This is a genomic window from Stenotrophomonas sp. Steno-C17, from assembly GCF_056393165.1.
Window position 1 is genome coordinate 138795 of sequence record NZ_JBWJPD010000008.1, and the last position, 15595, is coordinate 154389.

Sequence of the window (15595 nt, forward strand, 5' to 3'; positions counted from 1 at the left end):
GCCGGTCCCCGCCTACGGGCGGGGACGTACCGGACGGTAGCGCCCGTTCTCGCCAACGCCGCTGCCGCGGGTGTCGACGTTGGCGCACAGCTGCTCCTTGCCACACAGCACCACGTCGGCGCGATTGTAGGCGCGCAGCAGTTGGGCCTCGACCTGGTTGCGCTCGATCTCAGCGCGGTACTGACCGCCCAGCCACGCGGCGCCGCCAAGCAGGATCGCCACCGCAGCTACAGCCGTGGCCACGCTTTTCCAGACGACGCCGCGCGAGGCCACTTGCAGGCGCTTTACTTCCGCAGCCAGTGCTTCGGTACTGCGGCCCACACTCTTGGCCGAGGTGGCCAGTTGCTGCTCGTAGGCACCGACCGGTGCGAGCAGAGCCTGCTTCACCGCAGCGGTTCCGTCGCGCGTCAATCCGGCGATGGCGCTGTCGGCGCTGGCACGGAACTGCCCGGGCAGCGCCTGCGTCAGGCCGTTCAGCGCGGCCGACAGACGCGACTGCTGCTCAGCCATCTCCGCGCACATCCGCTGGTAGCGCTCCATCAGCAGGGCGGTCTTGCTGATCAGATCTTCCAGTTCGCGTTCATCCATGATTCTGTCTCCAATCCGTCAACGACGCATGGCGGCCGCTTGAGTTTCCTGCTGCACATTCTGCTGGCGTAGCTGTTCCTGTGCGTGCTCGCGGGCCGTATCTTCCGCGTTCACCTGATTGCGCGCTTGATGATCCAGCGTTTGCCCCGCCTCCCGCGCAGACATCTGCTGATTGAGGACCTTGAAACGGTCGGGGTCTGCGTTGAGCAGTTCGTTCAAGCGCTGGCCCAGGGGAGATGGCGTCTGGAACTCTGGCTGCTCGCGCAGCGGTCCGCCGTGGGAGCCCGGCGCATTGCGTTGCTCGGCCGGATTGAACGGATGCGCGGCACGCCTTGCTGCCTCGGCCTGGCGCTCGGCGTAGGCACCGGGTTCATCCGGGCCGCGGAGATAGTCCACGGCGTCCAGCACCAGGCCGGGTCCGCCACGTCCGATCACCGTAGCGGTGGCGCGCATCTGATGGATGCTTGTGCGATAGGCTTCGACTCTTCGCTGATCCTCAGGGTCTGTGATCCGCGTTGAAGGATCATCGAGGACGGATTTGACCTCGACGCCTCTCTCAAGATGATCGACGAAGTGCTTCATGCGATGGGAGTCGGCCAAGGCAATTGCCGATCCCGGCCTGATGACACGTTCGGCCAACCCGCCCATCATCGACTGGGTCGCCTTCGACAGTTGCTCTGCGTTGCGAAGAGTCCTCAACTCGCTTGGCAAAGCATAGATTTCGACATTCCCATAGTGGCCGCCAGCAGCGCTGACGAAATCGCCTGCCATCATGTGATTGGTGAATGGTGCGGCATTAGCGGGCTGCCCTTGAGGGATGCGGTAGCCCAAGCTGGCTGCCCCATAGGGATTGAAGGCCTCGCCTGGCAGGTTGTAGTGATGTGCCGTGATCTGGGCCAATGCGCCGCCGAGCGAGTGCCCAGTGACCGTTAGGGATACGTTCTTCTCCTCGGCCATCTCTTTGGCTTGCCGGGTGAGTTCAAGTGCATCATTGAGCTGGCCATTGAATCGGGTTCCGACCATGCCTAGGTCGATCGCGCCGTCCTTCAGAGGCTCGCGGTCAAACTCGGTGCCTCGGTGTGCAATGACGAAGTCGCCAGTTTCTACGTTCTTGTAGATCGTGCCTTGGTACCCGCTAGGCATATCCACATGCTTTACGGCTACGAATGTGCTTCCGCCAGCATCGATCTCCTTTGCGCGTCCGTCCGCTCTGAACTGCGGCGGCGAATACACTTCGTTTGCGAGGTCAGCATTGATGCTCCTGCTCATTTTGTGGGCTCCTTCCTTGGACTGATGGTGATGGTGTAAGAGAAGTAATCGACGCGTTGAGCCTCGGGTACGTTCTCGGTGAACCGGGATTGCGGAATGCTGTCAGCCGGGTAGGTCCCGCCATCATCAATCAGTGGTTGAATGTTCCTGCTTGAGTGCCTCGTTTCAGTTCCAGCGTCAGCAGAGGTGGAGATGGTGAAGTAGGCGAACGACTTTGTGGCCTCTGTCTCCAATGTCGCGCCGACCCGCACGGGCTCCCAGTTGCAAGGGCCTCTTCCGTAGTAGTCTCGATTGAGGATGCCGTCGCGGAAGTAAGTTCCCGCGTATGTCGTTGCATTTACTCTCTGTAGCGGAATTTCAAGCGTGTGCTTGTCGATGCCATAACGAACGCCCTCGAAATTGTCGATGGGCGGCAGGCAGTCGGCCGTCACTTTGTATGTGACATATGCGCTTGTCGCATGGATATCCTCCGGCGCATCATGCGTAGTAACCACTACCTCATACGCTTCCTTCGGCGAAGGATTGGCTTCATACGGCGGCGGTGCGCGCTCCTTGCTGCCGCAGGCTCCGATCAGGGGCAGCAGTGCCAGCAGAAGGGGGCGTACTGCAGGTGAGAGACCGCGCTCACGGGTGCGATGTCCGTCTGTCATCGTCGGGCCGGTGGCCCAAGCGGCGTCGGTTCCTTGGGCGGATCGTCGCTGTGATGTTCGTTCATCCATGCTGCTCTCTCCACTCCATCAACGACGCATCGCGGCCGCTTGAGTTTCCTGCTGCACATTCTGCTGGCGCAGCTGTTCCTGTGCGTGCTCGCGGGCCGTATCTTCCGCGTTCACCTGATTGCGCGCTTGATGATCCAGCGTTTGGCCCGCTTCCCGCGCAGACATCTGCTGGTTGAGGACCTTGAAGCGGTCGGGGTCTGCGTTGAGCAGTTCGTTCAAGCGCTGGCCCAGGGGAGATGGCGTCTGGAACTCTGGCTGCTCGCGCAGCGGTCCGCCGTGGGAGCCTGGCGCATTGCGTTGCTCGGCCGGGTTGAACGGATGCGCGGCACGCCTTGCTGCCTCGGCCTGGCGCTCGGCGTAGGCACCGGGTTCATCCGGGCCGCGGAGATAGTCCACGGCGTCCAGCACCAGGCCGGGGGTACCACGGGTAATCACCGTCGTGGCGGCGCGCACTTGGTGGATGCTGCTCCGATAGGCGTCGACGCGGCGCTGATCTTCGGGATCTGTGATCCGCGCTGAAGGATCATCCAGCAACGACTTGATCTCGACGCCATTCTCGACGCGATCGACAAAGTGCTTCATCCGGTGCGAATCGGGCAGAGCGAGTGCTGGCAGGGGGTTGCCACCTGTGCCGCCCAGTCCGCCGGCCAGGCGGGAAGCGAGCTCTGCATTGCGCAATACGGTGAGCTCACCAGGCGCGGCATACATCTGGATGCTGCCGTAATGCTTGCCTGCGGCGCTGACGAAGTCACCGGCGGTGACATGGTTGACGAAGGGGGCCGCATTCGCAGGCTGGCCACTCGGGATGCGATAGCCCAGGCTGGCCGCGCCATACGGGTTGAACCCTTCGCCCGGGAGGTTGTAGTGATGACTGGTGGCCTGAGCCATGCATGCGCCGAGCGAGTGGCCGGTCACCGAGAGTTTGGTGCCATCTCGCTCGGCCATTTCCTTGGCCTGTCGTGTCAGCTCCAACGCATCCTGGAGTTGAGCGTTGAATCGCGTAGTGACCATGCCGAGATCGACGACGCCATCTTTCAGCAATTCGCGGTCGAACTCGGTGCCACGGTGAGCTACCACGAAATCGCCGGTAGCCACATTCCTGTAGATGGTGCCTTGGTACCCGCTCGGCCTGTCTACGTACTCAACGGCTACGTATTCCTCTCCATCAGGGCCTGCTGGGATCCGTAACGGCTTGCCGGTTGAGTCAAACTTTGGCGGAGAGTAGCTTGCATTGGCAAGGTCCGCGAGGGCGCTCTTACTCATTTCTTGATCATCCTTGAATTGATGCTTATGTGATAGGAAAAGTGATCTTCCCGATCTGTTCCGTTAAATTTTTGATCGTATTGCTCTTGGGAAAGGTCATTCGCGAGCTGTAGCCTGCCATTGTTTTCCCATGTCGATGTTTCCTTTCTCGCGTAGCGCGTTTCCTGTGGTTTCCCTAGGCTGGCTCCCAACTGAAAGTAGGTGAACTTCCGGGTGTGCTCCGTCTCGAGTTTGACGTCAACCAATTGGAATGACCACGTGCACACCCCTCTGCCAAAGTAGTCAGCGTTTAGCATTCCATCTGCGTAGAGCACTCCTTTAAATGTTGTTGCATCCACTCGGTGAAGCGAAAGGGGGAGGAAGGTTTCGTTCTCCCCATACCGCACTCCCTCGAAATTGCGGATAGGTGGCATGCAGCCTTCGTCGGCTATCTTGTAGGTTGCTGATGCTGAGGTTACATACATGTCCTCCGGCGCATCATGCGTAGTAACCACCACCTCATACGCCTCTTTCGGCGAAGGATTGGCTTCATACGGCGGCGGAGCGCGCTCCTTGCTTCCGCACGCACTCAGCAGCGGCAGCGCCAGCAGTCCGGAACACAGTGCACGGGTAACCACACGTGCACTGCCTGGGGCAGCTTTGAGTTCCTTCATCGGTCGGTCCAGCGTCCTTGAGTACTCGCACAGTACGGCTGTGGATGGCGGCATTTCAAATCTGCCCTGAATAATCTCATTACCTGTGATGAGCGTCGCAATTTACGCGCTGAGCTCCCATCATTTACGCCCTCGGTTCCTGCGAATTGCGTCACCCGCTGGGCTGGGCACACACAGATGGGTCGCACCGGCAAACACTCACAGGGCTGTCGCATAACCCGAGGAACTGCTGGCCATCACGCGGCACTTTCATCGGCAGGTCGAGCGCAAAGCGTCTTGTCTGCTCGTGAATGGCTGGCAATGAGGTGTTTTCACAAGCGCCATCTGGCGCGGCGGCAAGAATCGGCGTAATGCTATGGGCGTCCCTGGCCCCCGGCGGACATGCGGTTTCCCACCTTTGGAGAAGGAGTTCCATCCATGACATCCCGAATCACCCTGTTGAATCTCACCCTGGGCGCGCTGCTGGCGCCGGCTGCGGTACTGGCCGCCAACGGCGAGCAGGCCCGCCTGCCGTCCATGCCCGGTTACGTGCAGGCCTACGATGCCGTCGATCCGCAGGGCAACCGCATCGTCGAGTACGTCCCGAAGGGCCAGACCGTGCAGAACTGGACAGACATGATCACCGTCAACACCGCCCCCAACTCCGCCAGCGTCAGTCCGCGTGAGTTCCTGGGCTTCATGGAGGCGGGCTGGAAAGTGGCCTGCCCCGATGCACAGGCGCACTGGGTGCGCGAGGGTGAGGAGGAGGGCCGCCCCTTCGCGGTGCTGATGCTCGGTTGCCCACTCAATCCAGGCACCGGCAAGCCGGAGTTCGCCTGGATCAAGGGAATCCAGGGGCTGCAGGGCTTCCACACCGTGCAGAAGGCATTCCGGTCCGAACCCGAATCGAAGGATGTCGTGACCTGGGTCACCTGGCTGCGCGACGTCAGCCTGTGCGGTAATGGGCAGGCCCCGGCCTGTGCGGCTGCCGCACGCTGATAGCCGACGGTACGGGCGTTATTGCCAAGCGCTCTGAGCAAGGCGGGGCCGCTGCCCTATGGTGGCGGTTTCCCGCCTGGAGGCTGTGCAATGAGCGATCCGCAGTGGCAACTGGAAACCCTGGCCGTGCATGGTGGCTACCGTCCCGACCCGACCACGCGTGCAGTGGCGGTGCCGATCTACCAGACGGTGGCCTACGCCTTCGATGACACCCAGCACGGCGCAGACCTGTTCGACCTGAAGGTGCCAGGCAACATCTACACGCGCATCATGAACCCCACCACCGATGTACTGGAGCAGCGTCTGGCCGCGCTGGAGGGCGGCATTGGTGCGCTGGCCCTGGCCTCGGGGCAGGCCGCCATCACCTACGCCATCCAGACCATTGCCGAGGCAGGCGACAACATTGTGGCGGCCAGTGCGCTTTACGGCGGCAGCCTGAACCTGCTGGCGCACACCCTGCCGCAGTACGGCATCCAGGCACGTTTCGCCGACCCGGCCGATCCGGCCGCCTTTGCCGCGCTGATCGATGCGCGTACCAAGGCAGTGTTTGTCGAGTCCATCGGCAATCCGCGCGGCAATGTCACCGACATCGCCGCGATTGCCGAGGTCGCGCATGCCGCTGGCGTGCCGCTGATCGTCGACAACACCGTGGCCACGCCGTTCCTGCTGCGCCCGTTCGAGCACGGTGCCGATATCGTGGTGCATTCGCTGACCAAGTATCTGGGCGGTCATGGCAACAGCCTGGGCGGGGCGATCATCGATTCGGGGCATTTCGACTGGGCCGCGCACGCGCAGCGTTTTCCACGGCTGAACCAACCCGATCCCAGCTACCACGGGGTGGTCTACACCGAGGCGCTCGGGGCGGCGGCCTATATCGGGCGGGCGCGGGTGGTGCCATTGCGCAACACCGGCGCCGCGCTGTCGCCGTTCAACGCCTTCCTGATCCTGCAGGGCATTGAAACGCTGGCGCTGCGCATGGAGCGCATCAACGCCAATGCGCTGGCGGTGGCGACGTTCCTGAAGTCGCACCCCAAGGTGGCCTGGGTGCGCTATGCCGGTCTGCCTGACGACGCTGAACACGCCGCCGCGCAGCGCTATCTGGGCGGGCACGGTTCGGGGGTGCTGACCTTCGGCCTGCCTGGCGGACGCGCGGCAGGGGCGCGCTTCCTGGATGCGCTGAAGCTGTTTACCCGGCTGGTGAACCTGGGCGATGCGAAGTCGCTGGCCACGCACCCGGCCTCGACCACCCATCGGCAGTTGGATGCTGCGGAACTGGCCCGGGCCGGGGTGAGCGAGGACACGGTGCGCCTGTCTATCGGCATCGAGCATATCGGCGACCTGCAGGCCGATCTGCAGCAGGCCTTGGCCAGCGCCTGATAGCCGTAGGCTTGGTCGTCATCGCCAGCGGCGATCACCAGCGGCCGCGCGATGCGCTACGGTGGAGCTGCCTCTCCAAGGCGTGGCAAACGTGGCAATGCAGATCCCCGGCGGGTGCGGGCCCGCCGGGGATTTTAATGTTTCCGGGATCTGACCCCATGCGCCACCGTGTCGACCAAGGTCGACACCTACCCACACCTCTTACACCACCGGAATGCTGTTCTGCCCCAGGTTCCGGTACGGCGGCGTGGACATGATCATTTCCGCCAGCGAATAGGCCAGCTCGCGCTCGGCCATTACCGTGCCATCGGCGCCGTGCTCCAGCAGGTGCTTCACTTCGGCATCGCTGTGCGCCCGCGCCAGCAGCGTCAGGTCGGGGTTGATGGCGCGCAGCTTGGCCAGCGCCTCACCGGCTTCCAGCGGCTGCGGAATGGCCAGCACCGCGATCTTGGCGCGCTCGGGATGGGCCTCGGCCAGTACCCGATCAGCAGCGGCACTGCCGCGGATCGCCGCCAGGCCCTTGGCGTGTGCCTGCTCGACGTGTTCCTTGTTGTCATCGATCACCAGCACTGGCACGCCGCGGTCACGCAGTACCTGCGCCAGTTCGCTGCCCACCCGGCCGTAGCCGATCACGATGGCGTGGTCATGCAGGTCGCGCGAAGGGCCGATGGCCTCTTCCGGCTCCGCAGCCTGCGGCAGCTGTTCCTGCTTGGCCTGCCAGCGGTCCAGCAGGCCGAACACCAGCGGGTTCAGCATGATCGACACCAATGCACCGGCCAGCACCAGCGACTGGCCTTCCTTGGGCAGGATCTGCAGTGCCACGCCCAGTCCGGCGATGATGAAGGCGAATTCGCCGATCTGCGCCAGGCTGGCCGAGATGGTCAACGCGGTGCTGGTGGGGTGGCCGAAGGCGCGCACGATGAAAAACGCGGCGGCGGACTTGCCGAACATGATGATGGCCACCGTCGCCAGCACCTGCCAGGGGTGCTGCACGATGATGTTCGGGTCAAACAGCATGCCCACCGATACGAAGAACAGCACCGCGAATGCATCACGCAGCGGCAGCGAATCGTGCGCAGCCTTGTGGCTGAGCTCCGATTCGTTCAGCAGCATGCCCGCGAAGAAGGCGCCCAGCGCGAAGGACACGCCGAACAGCATGGCCGAGCCGAATGCCACGCCCAAGGCGATGGCCAGCACCGACAGCGTGAACAGTTCGCGCGAACCGGTGCCGGCAATGCGTTCCAGGATCCACGGAATGACCCGGCGGCCGACCACCAGCATCACCGCGACGAACAGGCCCAGCTGCACGAACGTCCAGCCGATATCGGCCAGCACGCTGCCCACGGTGTGGGTTTCCTTGGACGCCTCCGGGCCGAACACCCCCGCCAGCACCGGCATCATCACCAGGGCCAGCACGCAGGCCAGATCCTCCACGATCAGCCAGCCGACGGCGATCTTGCCGCGCATGGTTTCCAGCAGACGCCGCTCTTCCATGGCGCGCAGCAGTACCACGGTACTGGCGGTGGCCAGCGAGAAGCCGAAGATGACCCCGTGCAGCGCCGGCCAGCCCATCAGCCAGGCCACGCCCCAGCCGAGCAGGGTGGCCACGGCGATCTGGCCGATGGCACCGGGAATGGCGATGGCCTTGACCGCCATCAGGTCCTTCAGCGAAAAGTGCAGGCCCACGCCGAACATCAGCAGCATCACGCCCAGTTCGGCCAGCTGGTTGGCCAGCGCCTGGTCGGCCACGAAGCCGGGGGTGAAGGGGCCGACGCAGATGCCAGCGACCAGGTACCCGACCAGAGGCGACAAACGCAGCTTGTTGGCCAGCGCACCCAGAATGAAGGCGAGCCCCAGGCCAACGGCCACGATGTTGATCAGGTCGGTGTCATGGTGCATCGGCACTCGCAGGAAATCGGGGGATGCCCCGATTTTCACCGATGCGGCCAGATACGGCAAACCGTAAATGCGAATGGGGTCAGAGCCCTTTTCTGCCGAAAAGGGATCTGACCCCGGGTCAGCTACCGCAATTGCTTACCAGTTGTACTTGATGCGACCGTACACATACGCGCCGTTGAAACCGAACGGCGAGTAGTTGCTGTAGGGCAGCATGCCGAAGGTCGAGTTCTGCAGGTCTTCGGTGCGGTCCGGGTACTCGTCCAGCAGGTTGTCCGCGCCCAAGGTGAGGGTCCAGTTGCTGCTGGGCTTGTAGCTGACCGAGGCATCCAGCACCCACTTGTCGCCGTAGGTCTGGTCACGCAGGGCGGTGGCGGAATTGCGCACGGTGAATTCGCCGTAGCGGGTGGCCGCCAGGCCCAGTTCCCAGTGGTCCGAACGCCAGGTGCCGCTGACAATGGTCTTGTCGCGCGGGAAGCTGTCTTCGATGCGGCCGATCTCATCGCGGCCGATCAGCGACTGGGTCAGGCCCAGCGTGCTGAACACCGCCGGGGTGCCGCCCACGCGACGCACTTCGGTGTCGTTGTAGCTGTAGGCCGCGGTCAGTTCCAGGCTGCTGGCGCTGAACGGAATGGTGTAGCTGGACACGAAGTCCACGCCGCGGGTGCGGGTATCCAGGCCGTTGGTGAAGTACGAGAACGCGGTGACCTGCGGCAGCCCCAGCCCGGCCAGCAGGTTGCTGGTGGCGGTGTTGGTGGTGATGCTGGACGACAGCGCGATGCGGTCATCAATGTCGATCTGGTAGGCATCGACGGTCACGTACAGGCGGTCCACCGGCTGCAGCACCAGGCCGACGCTGTAGCTGGTGGAGGTTTCGGCCTTCAGCGGCGAAGCGCCCAGTGCCTGCGCGGCCGCGCTGGTGGTCGGGAACGTGCCGCGTTCGACGAACACGCCGTTGGTGAACTGGCTGGTGACGGCCTGGTAGCCCTGCTGGGCCAGCGAGGGCGCGCGGAAGCCGCTGGAGGCCGTGGCGCGCAGCGCGACCTTGTCGGTGAAGGCGTAGCGTGCCGACAGCTTGCCCGAGAAGCGGTCGCCGAAGTCCGAATAATCCTCGTAGCGACCGGTGATGCCAGCCGAGAACTTCTCGGTCAGGTCCGCTTCCAGGCCGGCGTACACCGCGTAGTTGTGGCGGTCGGCATGCACTTCGTTGGTCGGGGTAAAGCCACCGAAGCCCTGCGCGCCGGTGCCGGTGTAGGAGTTCAGTTCGCCCGGGTTCTGGTCCCACTTTTCCTTGCGGTACTCACCGCCGAAGGACAGGGTGACCGGATAGGCCAGGCCCCAGTCGAGCGACTTGGTGATGTCGGCGTTGAACACGTCCTGCTGGTACTTCAGCGTGCCGTCGTAGAACGAGCGCGGGCTGGTCGCACCAAGGCTGTAGTTGATGCTGTTGCGGGTGTGGAAATCCAGGGTGTTCTCGCCGTGGTTCAGGCTCAGGTCCCAGGTCCAGCCGCTGTCGGTGTTGCCCTTGACCCCGGCCACCACCGAGCGGTCCTTGGAGTACTGGTTGATTTCCGGCACGAAGCCGTCCGGGTAGACCTGGGCCAGCAGCGCGGTCTGGCCGTTGTGGTTGCGCGAGCGGTAGAACGCGAACGAGGTGATGTCGCGGTTGCTGAGGATCGCGTTGGCGTAGCCGGTGACGTGGTCGCTGAAATCGAAGCTGGCGTTGGCCGACACGGCGGTGGCGTCCACCTTCGGGTCGCCCACCACGAAGGTGGTTTCGCCGATGGACGGGTAGTTCACCGTGTTGGGGGTGGTGCCGCGGTACGGGCCGGCGCGGTTGCTTTCATCCTGCTGGCTGATCTGGCCAGCCACGTGCACGCGACCGCGACCGCCGGCGAATTCCACGCCGGTATCGCCGGACAGCTGGTACTTGTTGCCGTCACCGGCCGAGTACTGGCCGTAATCGACCGCCAGGCTGCCGCCGCTGCCACTGCCCTTCAGCACGATGTTGATGACACCGGCAATGGCGTCCGAACCGTATTGCGCCGAGGCGCCGTCGCGCAGCACTTCCACGCGCTCGATGGCGGCGATCGGAATGGCGTTGATGTCCACCGCCGACGAGCCGCGGCCGATGGTGCCGTTGACGTTGATCATGGCCGAGGTGTGGCGGCGCTTGCCGTTCACCAGCACCAGCACCTGGTCGGGCGACAGGCCGCGCAGCTGCGCCGGGCGCACGCCGCTGGTGCCGTCGGTCAGGGCCGGGCGCGGGAAGTTCAGCGAGGGCAGGGCGCGCGACAGCGCCGTGGCCAGTTCGCTGCTGCCGGTGGACTGCAGCACTTCGGGGGTGATGATGTCGATCGGCGACTGCGATTCGGCCACGGTGCGGTCGGCCACGCGGGTACCGGTGACGATCACCGTGTCCAGGGTGTTGGCGGCGGTGCCGGCCTGCTGGGCCACGGCAGCGAAGGAGGATCCACCGAGGGCGACAGCGACGGCGGCGGCGATCAGGCTGGTCTTGCGGGTCATCGGGAGGGGGCTCCGGTTGGCGGGGGCGGGCACCGGAATCGACATCACTGGGGTGAGGCGGACGACGGTTGTTGCGGTGCGCAATGCAGGAATTAACGGGATATTCAGTGCCTGTCAAATGGTGGTAACAGGAAAAAATGTTGCCGTGGCAACCATTTAGCTGTGACGGGCAGCGAAGCGGGGGAGGGGGCCGGGGGCTGCGCGGGGCCGACGCGGGAGAGAGTGGGCCTGCCACCGCGCATCCCGGGGCGCGTCAAGTATTCGTTAACGCTAGAATTGCGTCGCAGGAACAGTGCTCACCAGCACATTCCATCTGGTTATATGGACGCCTTCCCCCATGATTTCGCTTCGTAATTTCGCCTTGCGCCGCGGCGAGCGGCTGCTGTTGTCCAACGTGGACCTGACCCTGCACGCCGGTTACCGGGTGGGCGTGGTCGGCCGTAACGGGGCCGGCAAGTCCAGCCTGTTTGCTGCGGTGAAGGGCGAGCTGGAGGCCGACAAGGGCGATGTGGACCTGCCCGGCAAGGTGCGCATCGCCAGCGTGGCCCAGGAAACCCCGTCGCTGCCGGACCCGGCGCTGAGCTTCGTGCTGGGCGGCGATACCGAAGTGGCCGCGGTGCTGGCCGCCGAGGCCGACGCCACCGCGCGCGAGGACTGGGAGGCGGTGGCCGAGGCGCATACGCGCATGGCCGAACTGAATGCCTACGACGCCGAAGCGCGTGCCGGCAAGCTGCTGCACGGCCTGGGCTTCCCGGCCGAGACCCACCATCGCGCGGTGTCCTCGTTCTCCGGTGGCTGGCGCGTGCGCCTGAACCTGGCACGCGCGCTGATGATGCCCAGCGACCTGCTGCTGCTGGACGAACCGACCAACCACCTGGATCTGGACGCGGTGTACTGGCTGGAACAGTGGCTGCTGAAGTACCCGGGCACCCTGCTGCTGATCTCGCACGACCGCGAGTTCCTGGACAACGTGGCCACCCACACCCTGCACCTGCACGGTGGCGGGGCCAAGCTGTACCCCGGCGGCTACACCGACTTCGAGCGCCAGCGTGCCGAACAGCTGCGCCAGCAGCAGATCGCGCATGAGAAGGAGCAGGCCGAGCGCGCTCACCTGCAGAGCTTCATCGACCGCTTCAAGGCGCAGGCCAGCAAGGCCGCGCAGGCGCAGAGCCGCATGAAGCGCCTGGCCAAGCTGGCCGGTACCGAAGCGGTGCGCGCCGAACGCGAGTTCCGCATCGAGTTCGCACCGCCGGCCAAGCTGCCGTTCTCGCTGATCCGCCTGAACCACGTCGAGGCCGGTTACGGCAGCGACGCGGTGATCCTCAACAACGTGGGCTTCGGCCTGGAAGCGGGCCAGCGCATCGGCCTGCTGGGTCCCAACGGCGCCGGTAAGACCACCCTGGTGAAGACCCTGGTGGGCGAGCTGAAGCCGATTGCCGGCGAGCGCTCGGCACACCCGGACCTGCGCATCGGCTACTTCGCCCAGCACACGGTGGAGTCGCTGCATGAAGGGCAGTCGCCGATCGAGCATTTCCGCGAGATCGCCCCGGATGCGCCGAACCAGGCGTTCCGCGATTTCCTCGGCAAGTGGAACTTCCCCGGCGATCGCGCATTCGAGCCGGTCGATGGTTTCTCCGGTGGCGAGCGCGCGCGCCTGGCGCTGGCGTTGATCGCCTGGCAGCAGCCGAACGTGCTGCTGCTGGACGAACCGACCAACCACCTGGATCTGGAAATGCGCGAAGCGCTGGCCGAAGCACTGGCCACCTTCGAGGGCGCGATCGTGATGGTGTCGCATGACCGCCATCTGATCGGCCTGGTCTGCGATACCTACTGGCGCGTGGCCGACGGTGTGGTCGAGCCGTTCGATGGCGACCTGGATGCCTACGCCGCCTGGCTGCGCACCCGCCCGCAGGCGCAGGGCACCAAGGCGCGCATGGAGCAGGTGGAAGAGCCGGTGGTGGTCAAGACCGCACCGGTGGCGCAGGTGGTGCAGAAGAAGCCGGCGAACCCGCACAAGCTGGCCAGCGCCGAAGCCAAGGTGGCCGAACTGGAAGCCAGCCTGGCCGAACTGGACCGCCAGCTGGCCGACCCGGCCAACTACGCCGATGCCACCCGCATGGCCGTGCTGGGGCGCGAGCGCGAAACTGCCGCCGCGCAGTTGGAAAAAGCCGAAGCGGCGTGGATGGAACTGCTGGAATCGTGATGACGTCCGCCGGGCACGGCCCGGCGGATTCCCCTGATCCGCTGCGCGCGCCGGGCATGGCCCGGCGCTCCCCGGGTTACGGGTGCATCGGTAGCGCCGGGCCATGCCCGGCGGCATCCTGTGCCTGCAGCCATTCGCGGAAACGCCTGGCCGGTTCGCGTTCAACCCGCGAGCGCAGCCGGGTCAGCCAGTAACGGCCCAGGTCCAGCGTCGTGGCAAACGGCTGCAGCAGGCGGCCTTCGGCCAGCTCGGGCTCGAACATGCGCAGTGGCAACAGGGCCACGCCCGCACCGCCGGCCGCGGCGGCGGCCAAGGTCAGTGAAGAATCGAACACCGGGCCGCGGGCTTCCACGCCACGGGTCGCAGCGGCCTGCAGCCAGCGCGGCCATTCGTCGCTGCGGTAGGAGCGCAGCAACGGCACCCCGGCCAGGTCGCGGGGCTGCCGCAGCCTGCGCGCCAGCGCGGGCGCGCACAGCGGTGCGAACGGCGCTTCCAGGATGGCCGTGCAGTGTTGCCCTTGCCAGTCGCCCTCACCGAAACGGATGGCCAGGTCCAGCCCTTCGCCGGCCAGATCGATGCGGTTGTTGTGCGTCTGCAGCCGCAGTTCGATATCCGGGTGGGCCGCCTCGAAGGCCGCCATGCGTGGCAGCAGCCAACCGGTGGCGAACGTGCCCACCACCCCGATCGTCAGCACCTCGCGCGCCGGCCCGCCGGTGTAGCGGGCGATGCTGGCGGAAATGCGCTCGAACGCTTCATTCAGGACCGGATACAGCGCCGCACCCTCGTCGGTCAGGGCCACCCCGCGCGGCAGGCGGTGAAACAGGCGAACCCCCAGACGGTCTTCCAGCCCGCGGATCTGGTGGCTCAGCGCGGCCTGGCTGACGCACAGCTCCAGCGCCGCACGGGTGAAGTTCTGGTGGCGGGCCGCGGCTTCAAAGGCGCGCAGGGCGTTCAAGGGCAGGGTGGGATGCAACATGGCCGAGGCATGAGGGTGGGTGATGGCAGATCCTAGCCTGAGCGTCGCTGCTGCCGCCATTGGAAGTATTGAATGCGTCAGGCATTAGGAAAACGCATGGCTGACCCTGAAAATCGCTGCTGGTCGTGCATGTGTGGGGGCGCCAATACTCCCGGTTCCTTTCTTGGAGGTTGGTCATGGTCGCTCGCCGTCGATTCCTGCAGCTTGGCGCTGCCACGCTCGCATCCTCCTGGCTCGCACCGGCGCTGGCGCGCGCTGCGTCCGGCCCCAGCACCGGGGCGGTCGACACGACGGCCATTGCGAAGGCAAGCGATTTCGCCGCGCTGGAACGGGCCTGCCAAGGCCGCCTCGGGGTGACCCTGCTCGATACCGCCAGCGGTCGTCGCCGCGGCCATCGCCAGGACGAACGCTTCCCGCTGTGCAGCACGTTCAAGGCCGTGCTGGCGGCCACGGTGCTGCAGCAGGCCGAACGGGCGCCCGCGCTGCTGGAGCGGCGCGTACCGGTGCACGCGGCTGACCTGCTGTCGCATGCCCCGGTCACTCGTCGCCATGCCGGCAAGGACATGACCGTGCGCGATCTGTGCCGGGCGACGCTGATCACCAGCGACAACACCGCCGCCAATCTGCTGTTCGACGTGGTCGGTGGCCCGGCAGCGGTCACCGCGTTCCTGCGTACCAGCGGTGACAAGGTCAGCCGCAGCGATCGCCGGGAGCCGGAATTGAACCGCTTCGCGGTAGGCGACCCGCGCGACACCACGACCCCCGCCGCCATGGCCACGACCCTGCAACGCCTGGTGCTGGGGCCGGTGCTGCAGCCCGCATCGCGACAGCAGTTGGCCGACTGGCTGATCGACAATGAGACCGGTGACGCCTGCCTGCGCGCAGGCCTGGGCCCGCGCTGGCGGGTGGGCGACAAGACCGGCAGCAACGGCGAAGACGCGCGCAATGACATCGCCGTGCTGTGGCCGCGCGCGGGCGGCGCGCCGTGGGTGCTGACCGCGTATCTGCAGGCTGGCGCGATCAGCTACGAGCAACGCGCCACGGTGTTGGCGCGGGTGGGTGCGCTGGCCGATGCACTGATCGGCTGAGGTGCAGGTGTGATGTGCGGGGTCGGAGCCGCTTCCGCAGAAAACGGATCCGAACCCCG

General features: G+C 65.3%; 12 protein-coding genes. 4 read left to right on the forward strand and 8 right to left on the reverse strand.

Features of this window, described 5'->3' with window-relative positions; genetic code table 11:
* Window positions 1–12: 12 nt before the first annotated feature.
* Genes AC06FA_RS09405 through AC06FA_RS09425 form a run of 5 tightly spaced genes read right to left on the reverse strand, consistent with a single transcriptional unit; the run spans window position 13 to window position 4492 of the window.
* Window positions 13–588, reverse strand: coding sequence for a relaxation protein (locus AC06FA_RS09405; RefSeq protein ID WP_478068061.1), 576 nt, complete (start codon window positions 586–588; stop codon window positions 13–15).
* 18 nt (window positions 589–606) lie between these two features.
* The gene (locus tag AC06FA_RS09410; protein WP_478068062.1) at window positions 607–1857 is read right to left on the reverse strand and encodes a Tle-like phospholipase domain-containing protein; all 1251 of its coding nucleotides are present in this window, start codon (window positions 1855–1857) and stop codon (window positions 607–609) included.
* Window positions 1854–2576, reverse strand: a complete 723-nt coding sequence (locus tag AC06FA_RS09415) for a hypothetical protein (RefSeq protein ID WP_478068063.1) — start codon at window positions 2574–2576, stop codon at window positions 1854–1856. Before AC06FA_RS09415 ends, AC06FA_RS09410 begins: the two co-directional genes overlap by 4 nt.
* 18 nt (window positions 2577–2594) lie before the next feature.
* Window positions 2595–3839: a Tle-like phospholipase domain-containing protein gene (locus AC06FA_RS09420; protein WP_478068064.1), complete on the reverse strand. Its 1245-nt coding sequence runs from the start codon at window positions 3837–3839 to the stop codon at window positions 2595–2597.
* Window positions 3836–4492, reverse strand: coding sequence for a hypothetical protein (locus tag AC06FA_RS09425; RefSeq protein ID WP_478068065.1), 657 nt, complete (start codon window positions 4490–4492; stop codon window positions 3836–3838). The genes AC06FA_RS09420 and AC06FA_RS09425 overlap by 4 nt, the downstream gene beginning before the upstream one ends.
* 417 nt (window positions 4493–4909) lie before the next feature.
* On the opposite strand from AC06FA_RS09425, the gene AC06FA_RS09430 reads away from it, so the two are divergent.
* Together AC06FA_RS09430 and AC06FA_RS09435 are read left to right on the forward strand one after the other, a co-directional pair.
* The gene (locus AC06FA_RS09430; RefSeq protein ID WP_478068066.1) at window positions 4910–5470 is read left to right on the forward strand and encodes a hypothetical protein; all 561 of its coding nucleotides are present in this window, start codon (window positions 4910–4912) and stop codon (window positions 5468–5470) included.
* A gap of 90 nt (window positions 5471–5560) precedes the next feature.
* Window positions 5561–6847 (forward strand): O-acetylhomoserine aminocarboxypropyltransferase/cysteine synthase family protein, encoded by a 1287-nt coding sequence (locus AC06FA_RS09435; protein ID WP_478068067.1) that lies wholly within the window; start codon window positions 5561–5563, stop codon window positions 6845–6847.
* Between the two features lie 201 nt (window positions 6848–7048).
* Here AC06FA_RS09435 and ybaL read toward each other — a convergent pair whose 3' ends face one another.
* Window positions 7049–8746, reverse strand: coding sequence for a YbaL family putative K(+) efflux transporter (ybaL, locus tag AC06FA_RS09440; protein ID WP_478068068.1), 1698 nt, complete (start codon window positions 8744–8746; stop codon window positions 7049–7051).
* 135 nt (window positions 8747–8881) lie between these two features.
* A complete protein-coding gene (locus tag AC06FA_RS09445; protein ID WP_478068069.1) occupies window positions 8882–11269 on the reverse strand; it encodes a TonB-dependent receptor plug domain-containing protein in 2388 nt (795 codons plus the stop codon).
* A 337-nt stretch (window positions 11270–11606) separates the two neighbouring features.
* On the opposite strand from AC06FA_RS09445, the gene AC06FA_RS09450 reads away from it, so the two are divergent.
* Window positions 11607–13472 (forward strand): ABC-F family ATP-binding cassette domain-containing protein, encoded by a 1866-nt coding sequence (locus tag AC06FA_RS09450; protein ID WP_108753935.1) that lies wholly within the window; start codon window positions 11607–11609, stop codon window positions 13470–13472.
* Window positions 13473–13548: 76 nt separating this feature from the next.
* On the opposite strand, the gene ampR is transcribed toward AC06FA_RS09450, so the two are convergent.
* The gene (ampR, locus tag AC06FA_RS09455; protein ID WP_478068070.1) at window positions 13549–14448 is read right to left on the reverse strand and encodes a LysR family transcriptional regulator AmpR; all 900 of its coding nucleotides are present in this window, start codon (window positions 14446–14448) and stop codon (window positions 13549–13551) included.
* Between the two features lie 176 nt (window positions 14449–14624).
* Between ampR and blaL2 the strand changes: the two genes are divergently transcribed.
* On the forward strand, window positions 14625–15536 hold the full coding sequence (gene blaL2, locus AC06FA_RS09460) for a L2 family extended-spectrum class A beta-lactamase (RefSeq protein ID WP_478068071.1): 912 nt from the start codon (window positions 14625–14627) through the stop codon (window positions 15534–15536).
* Window positions 15537–15595 lie beyond the last annotated feature (59 nt).

Bases quoted from the DNA above. Each gene is read 5' to 3' on its own strand.
- AC06FA_RS09445 (WP_478068069.1), bottom strand. From the start codon at position 11,269: ATGACCCGCAAGACCAGCCTGATCGCCGCCGCCGTCGCTGTCGCCCTC.
- AC06FA_RS09430 (WP_478068066.1), top strand. From the start codon at position 4,910: ATGACATCCCGAATCACCCTGTTGAATCTCACCCTGGGCGCGCTGCTG.
- AC06FA_RS09405 (WP_478068061.1), bottom strand. From the start codon at position 588: ATGGATGAACGCGAACTGGAAGATCTGATCAGCAAGACCGCCCTGCTG.
- blaL2 (WP_478068071.1), top strand. From the start codon at position 14,625: ATGGTCGCTCGCCGTCGATTCCTGCAGCTTGGCGCTGCCACGCTCGCA.
- AC06FA_RS09435 (WP_478068067.1), top strand. From the start codon at position 5,561: ATGAGCGATCCGCAGTGGCAACTGGAAACCCTGGCCGTGCATGGTGGC.
- AC06FA_RS09425 (WP_478068065.1), bottom strand. From the start codon at position 4,492: ATGAAGGAACTCAAAGCTGCCCCAGGCAGTGCACGTGTGGTTACCCGT.
- ybaL (WP_478068068.1), bottom strand. From the start codon at position 8,746: ATGCACCATGACACCGACCTGATCAACATCGTGGCCGTTGGCCTGGGG.
- AC06FA_RS09415 (WP_478068063.1), bottom strand. From the start codon at position 2,576: ATGGATGAACGAACATCACAGCGACGATCCGCCCAAGGAACCGACGCC.
- ampR (WP_478068070.1), bottom strand. From the start codon at position 14,448: ATGTTGCATCCCACCCTGCCCTTGAACGCCCTGCGCGCCTTTGAAGCC.
- AC06FA_RS09450 (WP_108753935.1), top strand. From the start codon at position 11,607: ATGATTTCGCTTCGTAATTTCGCCTTGCGCCGCGGCGAGCGGCTGCTG.
- AC06FA_RS09420 (WP_478068064.1), bottom strand. From the start codon at position 3,839: ATGAGTAAGAGCGCCCTCGCGGACCTTGCCAATGCAAGCTACTCTCCG.
- AC06FA_RS09410 (WP_478068062.1), bottom strand. From the start codon at position 1,857: ATGAGCAGGAGCATCAATGCTGACCTCGCAAACGAAGTGTATTCGCCG.